This window comes from Embleya sp. NPDC025285 (assembly GCF_055558835.1).
Genome location: NZ_JBVHLU010000172.1, coordinates 1 through 13,730, shown reverse-complemented (window position 1 = coordinate 13,730; position 13,730 = coordinate 1). Strand labels below are relative to the sequence as shown.

At 71.4% G+C, this 13,730-nt stretch carries 11 protein-coding genes; 1 reads left to right on the top strand and 10 read right to left on the bottom strand.

From position 1 onward, the window contains the following. Positions 1 to 139: 139 nt before the first annotated feature. From ACZ4FV_RS49570 to ACZ4FV_RS49525, 10 genes are all read right to left on the bottom strand, one after another. Complete coding sequence (locus ACZ4FV_RS49570) at positions 140 to 1,126, bottom strand: pseudouridine synthase (RefSeq protein WP_395873795.1); 987 nt, start codon at positions 1,124 to 1,126, stop codon at positions 140 to 142. Beyond that, a complete protein-coding gene (gene scpB, locus ACZ4FV_RS49565; RefSeq protein ID WP_402241833.1) occupies positions 1,126 to 1,749 on the bottom strand; it encodes an SMC-Scp complex subunit ScpB in 624 nt (207 codons plus the stop codon). Before scpB ends, ACZ4FV_RS49570 begins: the two co-directional genes overlap by 1 nt. Before the next feature lie 146 nt (positions 1,750 to 1,895). Next, positions 1,896 to 2,930 carry a segregation and condensation protein A gene (locus ACZ4FV_RS49560; RefSeq protein ID WP_395873794.1) on the bottom strand — a complete coding sequence of 345 codons (1,035 nt, stop codon included), beginning with the start codon at positions 2,928 to 2,930 and terminating at the stop codon, positions 1,896 to 1,898. 132 nt (positions 2,931 to 3,062) lie between these two features. After that, entirely contained in the window at positions 3,063 to 3,626 is a 564-nt protein-coding gene (locus ACZ4FV_RS49555) for a hypothetical protein (protein ID WP_395873793.1), read from the bottom strand. After that, the gene (locus ACZ4FV_RS49550; RefSeq protein ID WP_020555592.1) at positions 3,611 to 4,585 is read right to left on the bottom strand and encodes a ParA family protein; all 975 of its coding nucleotides are present in this window, start codon (positions 4,583 to 4,585) and stop codon (positions 3,611 to 3,613) included. The genes ACZ4FV_RS49555 and ACZ4FV_RS49550 overlap by 16 nt, the downstream gene beginning before the upstream one ends. Positions 4,586 to 4,939: 354 nt before the next feature. Further along, positions 4,940 to 5,839: a tyrosine recombinase gene (locus ACZ4FV_RS49545; RefSeq protein WP_402241777.1), complete on the bottom strand. Its 900-nt coding sequence runs from the start codon at positions 5,837 to 5,839 to the stop codon at positions 4,940 to 4,942. Between the two features lie 300 nt (positions 5,840 to 6,139). Beyond that, positions 6,140 to 7,255, bottom strand: coding sequence for an alanine dehydrogenase (ald, locus tag ACZ4FV_RS49540; RefSeq protein WP_395873791.1), 1,116 nt, complete (start codon positions 7,253 to 7,255; stop codon positions 6,140 to 6,142). Between the two features lie 200 nt (positions 7,256 to 7,455). Beyond that, on the bottom strand, positions 7,456 to 9,576 hold the full coding sequence (locus ACZ4FV_RS49535; protein WP_395873790.1) for a tetratricopeptide repeat protein: 2,121 nt from the start codon (positions 9,574 to 9,576) through the stop codon (positions 7,456 to 7,458). A gap of 188 nt (positions 9,577 to 9,764) precedes the next feature. Further along, entirely contained in the window at positions 9,765 to 10,406 is a 642-nt protein-coding gene (locus ACZ4FV_RS49530; protein WP_395873789.1) for an NUDIX domain-containing protein, read from the bottom strand. A gap of 275 nt (positions 10,407 to 10,681) precedes the next feature. Beyond that, complete coding sequence (locus ACZ4FV_RS49525) at positions 10,682 to 12,358, bottom strand: CTP synthase (RefSeq protein ID WP_395873813.1); 1,677 nt, start codon at positions 12,356 to 12,358, stop codon at positions 10,682 to 10,684. A 707-nt stretch (positions 12,359 to 13,065) separates the two neighbouring features. Here ACZ4FV_RS49525 and ACZ4FV_RS49520 point away from each other — a divergent pair. After that, positions 13,066 to 13,730: trehalase-like domain-containing protein (locus ACZ4FV_RS49520; RefSeq protein ID WP_465327899.1), on the top strand; the 665-nt coding region annotated here is incomplete at its 3' end.

Sequence of the window (13,730 nt, the reverse complement as noted above, 5' to 3'; positions counted from 1 at the left end):
CCCCCCCCCCCCCCCCCCCCCCCCCCCCCCCCCCCCCCCCCCCCCCCCCCCCCCCCCCCCCCCCCCCCCCCCCCCCCCCCCCCCCCCCGCGGCCGTCAAGGCAGTTGGCCGCCGACATCGGAATGCGGCGGGCCCTCGACTACAGGTCGACCTGGCGGAAGAGCAGGCCGATCTCGTCGTTGGACAACCGGCGGGTGCGGCCCGGCTTCTGGTCGCCCAACTGGATCGGGCCGAACTGCGTGCGCACCAGACGCTCGACCGGGAAGCCCAGTTCGGCCAGCATGCGCCGGACGATGTGCTTGCGGCCCTCGTGCAGTACCACCTCGACCAGGAAGTTGTTCCCGACGCTGTCCACGATCCGGAAGCTGTCGGCGCGCGCGACGCCGTCCTCCAACTCGACCCCGGCCTTGAGCTTCTTGCCCAGGTCGCGCGGGATCGGGCCCTGGATCGAGGCGAGGTAGGTCTTGCGCACCTCGTACCGGGGGTGGGTCAGGCGGTTGGACAGCTCACCGTGGTTGGTGAGCAGGATCAGTCCCTCGGTCTCGGTGTCCAACCGGCCGACGTGGAACAGGCGCTGCTCGAATTCGGTGATGTAGTCGGCGATGGTGAACCGGCCGTCCGGGTCGAACATGGTGGACACCACGCCGGTCGGCTTGTTGAACGCGATGTAGGTCTCCGCCGGGCGGGTCGGGATGCGCATCCCGTCGACCTTGATCTCCACCGTGTCCGGGTCCACCCGCTTGCCCTGCTCGGTGACCCGCTCGTCGTTGACCTGGACCCGGCCGGCCTCGATCAGGTTCTCGCAGTGTCGGCGGCTGCCGATGCCCGCGTCCGCCATCACCTTCTGGAGGCGGACGCCCTCCTGCTTCTCGCGCTCGTTGCGCTCACTGGAGCGCATCGTGGTGGGACGGCGGTCCGGGCGACCGGTGCTCGCCGACGGGCGGCGGTCCTTGCCACCCGCCGCGCCGGACTTCGGCTGCCCACCCGCGCCGCCTCGACGATTGTCGTCGGCGACCCGGCGGGGCTGCGGAGTGTTGCTGCCGCGCCCGGTGCCCCCGCGCTTGTTCACCGAGCGTTCGTTGCCTCGGTCGTTGCCGCCGGAGCCTTGCCTGTTGGTGGGTGCCATCAAACTTCCGTTGTCGTCTCGCCGTCGTCGGGGTCGGTGTGCACCGCCCCGGTATCCCTCCCAGTATCCCCGCTCCGCGCAAGCGGGGACGCCGCGCGTACCGGGAAGCCGTCCAGGACCCCCTCGCCCTCCGCCTCCAGGGCCTCGATCTCGGGGAGGAAAGGGGCCAATTCCGGCAACTCGTCGAGCGAGCGCAGGCCCATCCGCTCCAGGAAGAACTCGGTGGTGCGGTACAGCGTGGCCTGGGTCTCGTATTCGACGCCGTACTCCTCCACCAGGCCGCGCGCGAGCAGCGTGCGCATCACGCCGTCGCAGTTGACGCCGCGCACCGAGGAGATCCGGCCGCGGCTGACCGGCTGGCGGTAGGCGACCACGGCGAGCGTCTCCAGGGCGGCCTGGGTCAGCCTGGACTGCTGCCCGTCCAGGACGAAGCGCTCGACGGCGGCGGCGTGCTCGGGGCGGCTGTAGAACCGCCAGCCGCCGGCCACCTCGCGCAGGTCGAAGCCGCGGCCCTGGGCGGTGTACTCCAGGGACAACGTGCGCAGTGTGGCGAGCACCTCGACGACCGGGCGATCGAGCACCTCGGCGAGCAGATGTTCGGAGACCGGCTCCTGGACCACCATCAGGATGGCCTCCAGCGCCGCCGGAAGCGGGCTGTCCGACACCGGGAGGGCGGGCGGCGGGGTCTTGCCGCGCGCGGCCCGCGGGGCGGGTACGGCGGCCTCCGGGGCCTCGTCCTCGGGCTCGATCCAATATCCCTGGTCGCCGCTCACGCGTCCTCCTCCTCGCCCTCGCGCAACACCGTGTCGAACTCGTCGAACCCGTCCCCGACCACCACCGCCTCGTCCGTGCCCGCCGTCCACCGCACGGTCAGCTCGCCCAGCGCCTCGACCTGGTCGAACCCGACCGCCAGTTCGCGAAAGAGTTCGAGCAGGACCAGGAACCGGGCGACCACGTGCAGCGTGTCCGGCGCGTCCGCGGTCAGTTCGGCGAACGTCGCGCTGCCGGTCCGGCGCAGCCGCTCGACCACTATCGCCGCCTGCTCGCGCACGCTCACCCGCTGGACGTGGATGTGTTCGATCGACACGATCCTGGGCGCCTTGGGCGTCATCGCCTTCGCCGCCAGCCGGGCGAACCGCTCGAGCGAGGTGGTGATCACCACCTCGGGCAGCAACCCCTGATACCGCGGCTCCAGCGGCACGTCGCGCGGATGACGGCGCGACTCCTCGGCCCAGCGGTGCTCCAGGATGCCCGCGATCTGCTTGTACGCCCGGTATTGGAGCAGCCGCGCGAACAGTATGTCCCGGGCCTCCAGCAGGGCCAGGTCCTCCTCGTCCTCGACCTCGGCGACCGGCAACAGCCGGGCCGCCTTCAGGTCCAGCAGGGTCGCCGCGATCAGCAGGAACTCGGTGGCCTGGCCCAGGTCCCAGTCCGGGCCCTGGGCCCGGATGTGCGCGATGAACTCGTCGGTGACCCGGGACAACGCGACCTCGGTGACGTCCAGCTTGTGCTTGGCGATCAAGCCCAGGAGCAGGTCGAACGGGCCCTCGAAGTTGGCCAGGTTGACCCGGAATCCGGTGTCGTCGTCCGCCGCGGGCGGCGGTGCGGCGGGCTCGGGGAGGGCCTGCGGTTCGGGCCGCGACGCGGACCCCGACCCGACGGGCGCGCCGGGCCCGGCCCGGCCGGCGCGTGCGGCCTCGGCGGCGGGCTCGGCCCGCACGGCCCGTTCGGCCGGTACGGCGGGCCGGTCCGGGCCGCGCCCGAGCGTGCGTCGGGTGGGGGCGGGACCGTTGCTGTTGGACATGGTGCGCTCAATGGTGCGGGCCGCGACTGCGGGAAACGGCACGGACCCGCCGGGTGGTGGTCCGAATTGGGCCACTCAGGGGACCGGCGGGTCCGTCGAGACTTCGCGAAGCGGGGTTCGCTCGAATGTCGCTTAAGAGCCACGCAGCCGACGGACGAGAATGCTCGCCTCGCCGCGCGCCTCCAGGTCGGCCAGGACCACCGCGACGGCCTCACGCACTATCCGACCGCGGTCCACGGCCAGGCCGTAGTCGCCGCGCAGGCTGAGGCGCGCGTGCTCGAGGTCCATCAGTTCCTCGGCGGACACGTAGACCGTGATCTTCTCGTCGTGTCGCTCGCGCCCGCTCGGTCGGCGCTGCGCACGGGTGCGTCGGTGTGCCGGGCGCGCGTTGGGGTCGACACCCGCGGCGGCGGACATCGAGGACGCCCCCGACGGTGTGGGCGCCTCACGGCGGCCGGGCACGGGGTGTTGCACGGCGTGCTGTTCGACCTCGCCGGAGCCGCCGTCCGCGCCGGACGACTCGTGTCGCTCGGCGCTGTCGGGACTGGCCCCGACCGGCGGAACCTGCGCGGGTACGGTGCCGCGCGGCTCTCCCGATTCCCCGCCGGCGCTCTGCTGCTGTTGTTGCCGCAGCATGGCGCCGCCGGTGGTCCGGAACAGCTCGTCGGCACCCGGGAGACTCACTCGGCGCGACACCGGGCGAGCACCTCCCTGGCCAGTTGGCGATAGGCGGCCGCGCCCACCGAGTTGGAGGCGTAGGTGGTGATCGGTTCGCCCGCGACGGTGGTCTCGGGGAACCTGACGGTCCGTCCGATCACCGTGTGGAAGACCTGGTCGCCGAACGCCTCGGTGACCCGGGCCAATACCTCGCGGCCGTGCACGGTGCGCACGTCGTACATCGTCGCCAGGATGCCGTCGAGCACGAGGTCGGGGTTGAGCCGCTCGTGCACCTTCTCGATCGTCTCGGTCAGCAGCGCCACCCCGCGCAGTGCGAAGAACTCGCATTCCAGCGGCACGATGACGCTGTTCGCCGCGGTGAGGGCGTTGACCGTGAGCAGCCCGAGCGAGGGCTGGCAGTCGATGATGATGTAGTCGTAGTCGTTGACCAGCGGCCGGATCGCGCGCGAGAGCGTGGTCTCACGGGCCACCTCGGTGACCAGCTGCACCTCCGCCGCCGACAAGTCGATGTTGCTGGGCAGCAGGTCCATGCCCGGGATGATGGTCTTCAGCAGGACGTCGTCCGCGCTGAGGTGACTTTCCATCAGCAGGTTGTAGACCGTGAGTTCGAGCTCCATGGGGTTGACGCCCAGGCCCACCGACAGCGCGCCCTGGGGGTCGAAGTCCACGAGCAGGACCCGACGACCGTATTCGGCCAGCGCGGCACCCAGGTTGATGGTCGACGTGGTCTTGCCGACGCCGCCCTTCTGGTTGCACATCGCGATGATCTTCGCGGGACCGTGTTCGCTCACGGGCGCCGGGATCGGGAAGTACGGAAGGGCGCGGCCGGTCGGGCCGACCCGCTCGCGCCGCTGCGTGGCGGCGTCGGGGGCGAGTGTCGCGGCGTACTCCGGATCCGGTTCGTAGTCCGCGTCGGGGTCGAACGGTCCGCCACGCAGTTCCTCGGCGTAGCGCAACTCGTCGTCGTAGTAGTACATATCGTAGGCGTACTCGTGCGCGTCCGGACCATCGAGCCCGTCTTGCCCGGCCTGGCCGGCCGGGGCGGTCTGGCCCGCCTGGGCGGCGCTGTCCGTGCGCGTCCCCTGCTGGTCCTGCAGGCCGTCGGCGGGCCCGTAGGAAGAGGTAGTCGGCGCTGCACGGCCCGGCGCCGCCCCTGGCTGGGCACCCCCGGGAGCAAATGTCGACTCGTTCACAAGTCGTCTTACCTCCTTGCCGACCAGGTCATTTCTTGCTTCGTCAGCCTGAATCCTTGCCGACGGATCGCGACTCTATGGCGTTGCGGACGGTCGCAGCAAGGCGAACCGCCCGACGCATGCAACATGTGAGGCGATCTAGTCAAGCGCCCGGGGGTGGGATCCTGCGTACACATGACGACGTCCGTCGGGGGTTTCGCGCCCGTAGACCCGGGTCGTGGACACCGAGGAATGACCCAGGAGTTCCTGGACGACCCGGACATCGGCCCCACCGTCGAGCAAATGTGTGGCGAACGAACGCCGCAGCGTGTGCGGGGAGATGGGGTCGGTCAACGCCGCCCGCGCGGCGGCGGCCCGGAGCACGGCCCAGCCGCTCTGCCGTGACAATCCGCCGCCTCGCGCGTTGAGAAAGACGGCGGTGACGCCGCACCCGGCGGCGGCGAGTTCGGGACGCGCGCGCACCAGGTACGTGTCGAGCGCCTCCAGGGCCGGCGCGCCTAGCGGCACGACACGACGCCGGCCGCCGGGACCGGCCAGGGTGATGGTCCGCGCGGCCAGGTCCAGATCGTGCAGATCCGCGCCGACCGCCTCCGAGACGCGCGCACCGGTGCCGTACAGGAGTTCGAGCAGGGCGCGGTCGCGGTGCCCGTACGGCGCGGCACCCGTCGAGGCGGCGGCGAGCAGCGCCTCGACCTGCTCGACCGACAGCGCTCCGGTGCGCCGCGGCGGCGGCGCGCCCGGACGCACGTCGTGCGCCACGTCGACCGGGACCAACCCCTCGCGTAGCGCGAACCGGTGCAACCCGCGCACCGCGACCACGGCCCGGACCACCGACGCCTCGGCCGACCCCGCGGTGCGCAACGCCGCGACGAACGCGGTCACGTCCGCGGCCCGCACCTGCGCGAGCGCACCCACCCCGCGCCCGTCCAGATGGGAGAGGTAACGCCGCAAATCCCGCCGGTAGGCGAGCAGCGTGTTCCGCGCCGCCCCACACTCACCCGTCACATGGGCCAAATAGGCCCCGACCACCACATCCACGCCCCCATTCTGACCCCCAAAACACCACATGCCGCGCACCCACATCTTTGGGGGTACACGGCACGCAATGCCTACAAAAACCTCAAACACCAAACAAGCCAACCCAGCTCACCCGGTGTCTGAGGACTAACGAGACCGCCACCCTCAAACACCGGGCAAGCCAACTCCAGCCCGTCCGGCGCTTGAGGACAAGTAGCCCAGGCCAACCTCAGCCCGGCCGGCGCTTGAGGCCAACCTCAGCCCGGCCGGCGCATGAGGCCAATCCCAGCCCGGCCGGCGCCTGAGGCCAAAAGCCAGGCGTCAGCCCAGCACGTCATCCAACGACACAGCCGGCAGGCCGAGCGCCTCGCCGACCGCAGCGTTCGTAAGCAGACCCTCGTGCGTCGACAGGCCAAGCGCCAGCGCCCGATCCGCCTTCGCCGCATCCCGCCACCCGCGGTTCGCGAGCTGCACGATGTACGGCAGCGTCGCGTTCGTCAGCGCGTAGGTCGAGGTGTGCGGCACCGCACCCGGCATGTTCGCGACGCAGTAGAAGATCGAGTTGTGCACCTTGTACACCGGGTCGTCGTGCGTCGTGGCGTGCGAGTCCTCGAAGCAACCACCCTGGTCGATCGCGATGTCCACGAGCACCGAGCCCGGCTTCATCCGCGACACCAGCTCGTTGGTGATCAGCTTCGGGGCCTTCGCGCCCGGGATCAGCACCGCGCCGATGACCAGGTCCGCGTCCAGCACGGCCTTCTCGATCTCGTACGTGTTGGACGCGACGGTCTGCAGGTGGCCCTGGTAGATCCGGTCCGCGTCGCGCAGCGCCTGGATGTTCCGGTCCAGCAAAAGCACCTCGGCCTGCATGCCGAGCGCGATCGCCGCCGCGTTCATGCCCGAGACGCCGGCGCCGATCACGACGACCTTCGCGGCGTAGACACCGGAGACGCCACCCATCAGGGTGCCGCGACCGCCGCCCTGCGCCATCAGGTGGTACGAGCCGACCTGCGGCGCGAGTCGACCGGCCACCTCGGACATCGGGGCGAGCAGCGGCAGCGCGCCGTTCGGCAACTGCACCGTCTCGTACGCGATGGACGTGGTGCCGGCGTTGAGCAGGGCCTCGGTGCACTCCTTACCCGCGGCGAGGTGCAGGTAGGTGAACAGCGTCTGGTCCTTGCGCAGCCGACCGAACTCCGAGGCGATCGGCTCCTTGACCTTCAGAATGAGGTCACCGGTCGCCCAGACGTCGTCCGCGGTCGCGAGGATGGTCGCCCCCGCGGCCACGTACTCCTCGTTCGGGATGGACGAGCCGACGCCCGCATCGTGCTCGATGTAGACCTCGTGACCGTTGCGCACGAGCTCGTGCACGCCGGCGGGCGTGATCGCCACGCGGTACTCGTGGTTCTTGACCTCGCGGGGGATACCGACCTTCACGGCTATCAAGTCCTGTCGACAGAGGGTTGGGCACCAGCGAGCCCGGGCATGCGAATGCACGCCTTACCTCGTGGTGTCCCTAGCTTAATGCGGTTGGAACGCCCCGCCAACCTTACAAAGTGGCAGTGAGGGGTCGACCGCTTGTCTATTTCGTAGGTTGCGCCCGAGTGGATGGGTCGGAGCGAGTACCCGCGAGGCGGCTATTCGTCACCCAGATGGCGACGAACCTCGTCGGCCTCGGGCGCGCCCGCGTCCACGAGCAGGGCCAATGCCTGCCGGCGGCGCGATCGGGCGTCCCGGACGTCGCCGGCCTCGAGCGCCAGTTCGGCGCTTTGCAACAGGGCGAGGGCCTCCAGGCGCTCGTCGCCCGCCGCCCGGAACGCCTCCATCGCGTCCCGGTAGACCGCGAGCCCCTCCGGCACCCGGCCCGCCTCGCCGAGAACCGCCGCGATGTCGGTGAGCACCCGGCCGATGTCGGCGGGGTCACCGATCCGGCGGCGCACTCCGAGGGCCGCCCGGTGATCGCGGACGGACTGTTCGAACCGGCCCATCCGCGCGTGCAGCCGGCCCAGGTGGGACAACACCCTGGCCTGGCCGGCCGCGTCGCCGATGGTGCGGCGCAGCAACAACGAGCGGTCGTACCAGTCCGCGGCGCGTTGCAGATCGCCCAGGTCGGCGTAGGCGTTGCCGAGGTTGACCATCGCGCGGCCCTCGCCGGCCGGGTCGCCCAGTCCGCGGGACACCTCCAGGGCCGCCCGGTAGCAGGACAGCGCCTCCTCCAGTTCCTGGCGCGCGACGTGCAGATTGCCCAGATTGAGCAGCGCGACCGCCTCCTGCCGACCGGAGCCGGCCCGCCGTGCGGTGGTCAGCGCGAGTTCGTGCAGTTCGCGCACGTCGCTCCAGTGCGCACGCCGGTCGAGCAGGCGGGTGAGCACCGAGACCAGTCGGCGGGTGGCCGCGTCCAGGCCGGCCGCCGCGGCGACCCGGGCGGCGGCCAGCAGCTCCGGCCGCTCGTCGCGCAGCCAGGCACGCGCCTCGTCGGCGGACTCGAAGCGCACGTCGGCGCCCGGGTCGGGGCCGTCCACGCCGACGATGACCCGCTCGGCCGAGCGGGCGAGCCGTACATACCGGTCGAGCAGGCGCACCCGCGCGTTGCGCCGCTCGCCGGGCCGCTCCTCCGCGTCCAGGCGCTCCTGTACGTAACCGCGCACCAAGTCGTGAAAGCGGAACCGTCCCGGCACCGAGCCCTGCTCCAGCAGATGCAGCTCGCGCAACTCGATCAGCGAGCGGGTCGCCGCGTCGGGACCGCAGTCGGCGAGCGCGGCGGCGGCGTCCGCGCCGAACTCGCGCCCGGGCACCAGCGCGAGCAGCCGCAACAGCCGCGCGGCGGAAGGCACCAGTTCGCGGTGGATCAGCGAGAAGCACGCGCGCACCGCGAGGTCGTCGCCGGCCTGCTCGTGCAACCGCAACCGCTCGGCCCGCAGCCGGCGCCCGACGTCGGCCATCGCGTACCGCGGCCGGGCCCGCAACCAGGCACCCGCCATCCGCAGCGCGGCCGGGTGGAAGTCGCACAGCGCGGCCAACTCGTCCGCGGCGCGCGGATCGCACGCGACCCGGGTGTGCCCGGCCAGGTTGCCGAGCAGTTCGGCCGAGGCGCGGGTGTCCAGCATGTCCAGCGCGCACGTGCGCACCGCGGCGGCTCGGCCGAGCCCGGTGAGCGGGGACACCGAGGTGAGCACCACGAGCGCGGTGGGACTCTCCGGGAGCAGCGGGCGCAGTTGCGCCGTCCCGGTCACGTCCTCGAGCAGGATCAGGAAACGCTTGCCGTCCAGGTGCTCGCGAAAGAGCCGGATCCGCTCCTCGTGCGCGGAGGGGATGCCGACCGTGCCGAGCGCGTACAGCAGTGATTCGAGCACGTCGCCGGGCGGGATCAACTCACCGCGCGGCCCGGTGAGGCGGGCGTAGAGCCGACCGTCGGGGAAGTGCGGCGCGAGCCGGTGGGCCAGTCGTACCGCGAACTCGGTCCGGCCCACGCCGACCGGTCCGGTGATCGCGACCACCCGGTCCCGGGGCAGCCAGACCGTGCGGGTGGTGCCCGGGTGCTCGGGGTCGGTCGGCGCCAACTGGGCCGGGATCGCCGCGCCGGGACCGGTGACCCAGCCGTAGAGAGTGTCGAGTTCGTCGGTGCGGCCGACGAAGTCGGGGCCTCCGGGGGGCAGTTGGTCCACGATCGCGGGCAACGCCTCAACCGGCGCGCGCATTCCGGGAACCAGCGCCTCGGCCGTCGCGCACCCGACCCCGGACTCCCCGGTCACAGCCACCGCAGACGCCCCCTGTCTCACCCACACCCAGCCCGCAGATTACGACCACGCACCGGTCCACAGGGCCCGACTCGCCAACCCCGCGGCGCTAATTCCGTAGCGCTGATTCCGCGGCCTTTCGACCCAGACGCGACGGGTGTGCCGGTGGGCGGGAAATCCCGAGCCCACCCGGCGGCGACCGCGGCCCGTCAAAAGGGCCGAGCGGGCCAGGGCGCGTCCGCCGCCCGAAGCGCGTCCAGCCCGTCGCCGGCCAACGCCGCCGAGAGCGCCAGCGCTCCGGAAACCAGCATCGGGTTGTGCAGTTCGCCCGCCAGAATCCCGGCGATCGCCTCGTCCAGCGGAAGCCAGGAGAGTTCCATCCCGGCCTCCTCGTGCTCGGCCGCGAACCGCTCGGCCCGCGACTCGGACAACCCGCGCGCGAGGAACACCCGGATCGCCTCATCCGAGGAGCCGGGTGTGGTGAAGACGTCCACCAGCACGTTCCACGTGGCGGCCTCGTGATGGGCCTCCTCGAACAGCTCGCGCTCGGCCGCGTGCAGCGGGTTCTCCCCCGGCACGTCCAGCAGCCCCGCCGGAATCTCCCACAATTTGTGCCGCACCGGGTGCCGGTACTGGCGCAGCACCAGCAGCCGCCCCTGCTCGTCCAGCGCCACCACGCCCACCGCCCCGGGATGGTCCAGGTAGTCGCGTCGCGCGCTGCTCCCGTCCGGCATCTCGACCACATCGCTGCGCATCGACCAGACCCGCCCCTTGAACGGTGTCTCGCTCTCCGCGACGGGCCACGCCTCGGCGGTATCGACGATCCTCGCCCGAGTGCCCGGGTCGTTCACGATGCGCTCCCCTTCAAGCTGCCGCCGGCCGGATACCGCCGTCCCGATCGGCCAGCCTAGTGCCGCTCCCGGCCACACCGAGCGCCCCGGCCCGCGGTTTGTCGCGCCGGTCCACCGCCGGTCCGGCGTCGGAGGCCACCGGCGGAGAAGCCACCCGCCCCGGGTATCGGGGCGGGTGGCTTCTCGGGGTTGTCGATCGGGCCGGATCGCCGGTCAGGCGCCGCTGCCGCGACCGGCGGCGCGTACCGGTTCCCGGTCACGGCGCCGCCCGGTGTTCAGGAGGTGGTCTCCGCGACCCGGTCCTCGCCCTTGATCCGCCGTACCGCCGCCGCGACCAGGCCCGCGAAGAGCGGGTGCGGGCGGGTCGGGCGGGACTTGAGCTCGGGGTGGGCCTGGGTGGCGATGAAGTACGGGTGCTGCTCGCGCGGCAGTTCCACGTACTCCACCAGCCGGCCGTCGGGCGAGAGGCCGGAGAAGGTCAGGCCGGTCTCCTCCAACCTGGCGCGGTAGGCGTTGTTGACCTCGTAGCGGTGCCGGTGGCGCTCCTCGGACTGGGGCGCGCCGTAGACCTCGCGGGCGATCGAGCCCTCGGCCAGGTCCGCGGTGTACAGGCCCAGTCGCATCGTGCCGCCCAGGTCGCCCTGGCCCGCGACGATGTCGAGCTGGTCGGCCATGGTCGCCACCACCGGGTGCGCTGCCTCGGGGTCGAACTCGAGCGAGTTCGCGCCGTCCAGGCCGGCCAGGTTGCGCGCGGCCTCGATCACCATGCACTGAAGGCCCAGACAGATGCCCAGGGTCGGGATCCGGTGCTCGCGCGCGTACGCGATCGCCTGCACCTTGCCCTCGACACCCCGGTCGCCGAACCCGCCGGGGACCAGCACCGCGTCGCAGTCGCCGAGTTCACGCGCGGCGCCTTCGGGCGTCGCGGTGTTGTCCGACGTCACCCACTTGATCTTGGCGCGCACGTTGTTCGCGAAGCCGCCCGCGCGGATCGCCTCGGTGACCGAGAGGTAGGCGTCCGGCAGGTCGATGTACTTGCCCACCAGCGCGACCGTGACCTCGCGCTCGGGCTGGTGCACCCGGCGCAGCAGGTCGTCCCACTGGGTCCAGTCCACGTCCCGGAAGTTGAGCCCGAGCCGGCGCACCACGTACGCGTCCAGGCCCTCGGAGTGCAGCACCTTGGGGATGTCGTAGATCGAGGGGGCGTCGATGGCCGCGACCACGGCCTCCTCGTCCACGTCGCACATCAGCGAGATCTTGCGCTTGATGTCCTGCGGTACGGCCCGGTCCGCGCGCAGCACGATCGCGTCCGGCTGGATGCCGATGCTGCGCAGCGCGGCGACCGAGTGCTGGGTCGGCTTGGTCTTCAACTCGCCCGACGGGCCGATGTAGGGCAGCAGCGAGACGTGCAGGAAGAACACGTTGTCCCGGCCGACCTCGTGCCGGACCTGGCGGATCGACTCGAGGAAGGGCAGCGACTCGATGTCGCCGACGGTGCCGCCGACCTCGGTGATCACGATGTCCACGTCGTCCGCGGCCATGGCCCGGATCCGCGACTTGATCTCGTTGGTGATGTGCGGGATGACCTGCACGGTGTCACCGAGGTACTCGCCGCGGCGCTCCTTGGCGATGACCGTCGAGTAGACCTGACCGGTCGTCACATTGGCCGAGCCGTGCAGGTCGACGTCGAGGAAGCGCTCGTAGTGGCCGACGTCCAGGTCGGTCTCGGCGCCGTCGTTGGTGACGAACACCTCGCCGTGCTGGAACGGGTTCATCGTCCCGGGGTCGACGTTCAGGTAGGGGTCGAGCTTTTGCATCGTGACCCGCAGGCCGCGCGCCTTGAGGAGCGCTCCGAGGCTCGACGCGGTGAGCCCCTTGCCGAGCGAGGAGGCGACGCCTCCGGTGACGAAAAGGTGCTTCGCCTGCCGGGTGCGACTGGGCGTCTGAGGCACTGCCAAGGAGGGGCTCCCGTGGTTGCGATCGAGGGGATTTCGAAGGGGACGCTGCTGGGCCGATGCGGGCCCGGAACAGTCCCACCAAGTCCACGGGATACCAGCCTAACAGCGTCGGGCGTCGAGGTCCCGCACCCGGTGCGGAACAACTGCGACACCATACGGCGATTGCCCAGAGTGACAACGCACGGGAGAATCCGGGCACATACCGACGGATCGGCCGAGTCGGATTCGACACAGAGTCAACGATCGGGTCGGCGCTCGCGGGCACGTTTCAGCGCCGACGGCGCACTATGCTACGCAGACGGCGCGCGAGCGTTTCTCCGCTCGCCGTCGCCCGCGCGCAGCGGAACCTCACGCGCGCGACGGGTGACGTCCCCCGGATCCCGACGGGACGACATTTCGGGAGTACCGGTCGATCCGACCACCGTTTCGGCGGTCGATCACGCGCGCGTGGTGCACTCTGGAATGAATCGATCAACCGCTGATCAGAACATGCCGGTCGGCGACGCGGTAAGCACAAGCGCAGCACAACACGGTTCTCCACATCACCGAACGCAGCACAACGCGGTTCTCCGCACCACATTCCGCCGGACCCCCGCCGCGCGCAGTACGAGCCGGGACGCAGCACGCGCCGACCGACTCGCAATACGCACAACCAGGACGACCGGCATCAACAGGACGACCAGGAACGGAAAGCGTTGCCCGTGACCAGCCGCATCGAGGACTACGCCCTCATCGGGGACATGCAGACCGCCGCTCTCGTGGGCCGCGACGGTTCCATGGATTGGCTCTGCCTCCCCCGCTTCGATTCGCCCGCCGTGTTCGCCGGCCTGCTCGGCACCGAGGAACACGGTTCGTGGCGGGTCGCCCCGCTCTCCGGCGGGCCCGCGACACGCCGGCGGTATCGCGGCGACTCGCTGATCCTCGAATCGGAATGGGAGACCCCGCGGGGGACCATTCGGGTGATCGATTTCATGCCTCCGGCGGACGCGCTGGTCGGCGCGCCCGTGGTGGTACGGATCGTGGAGGGGGTGTCGGGCCGCGTGCCGGTCCGCTCGGAGCTGCGCATGCGGTTCCACTACGGCAAGGTCGTGCCCTGGGTGCGGCGCGAGGCGGACGGGCGCACCGTCGCGGTGGCCGGCCCCGACGCGGTGTGGTTCGCCAGTGACACCGAGACCTACGGGCGGGGTCTGACCACCTATTCGGACGTCACCCTCGGCGAGGGCGACCGGGTCACCTTCACCCTCACGTGGCATCCCTCGCACGTCGAGGGTCCGCTGCCCACCGACGCGCTCGCGGCGCTGGCGGACACCGAGAGGTTCTGGACCGACTGGATGACCCGCTGCACCTACAAGGGGCCGTGGCGCGA

What these genes read in the sequence shown, in the direction of transcription:
- ACZ4FV_RS49570 (WP_395873795.1), bottom strand. Translation starts at nt 1,126, where the DNA reads ATGGCACCCACCAACAGGCAAGGCTCCGGCGGCAACGACCGAGGCAAC.
- scpB (WP_402241833.1), bottom strand. Translation starts at nt 1,749, where the DNA reads ATGGTGGTCCAGGAGCCGGTCTCCGAACATCTGCTCGCCGAGGTGCTC.
- ACZ4FV_RS49560 (WP_395873794.1), bottom strand. Translation starts at nt 2,930, where the DNA reads ATGTCCAACAGCAACGGTCCCGCCCCCACCCGACGCACGCTCGGGCGC.
- ACZ4FV_RS49550 (WP_020555592.1), bottom strand. Translation starts at nt 4,585, where the DNA reads ATGTACTACTACGACGACGAGTTGCGCTACGCCGAGGAACTGCGTGGC.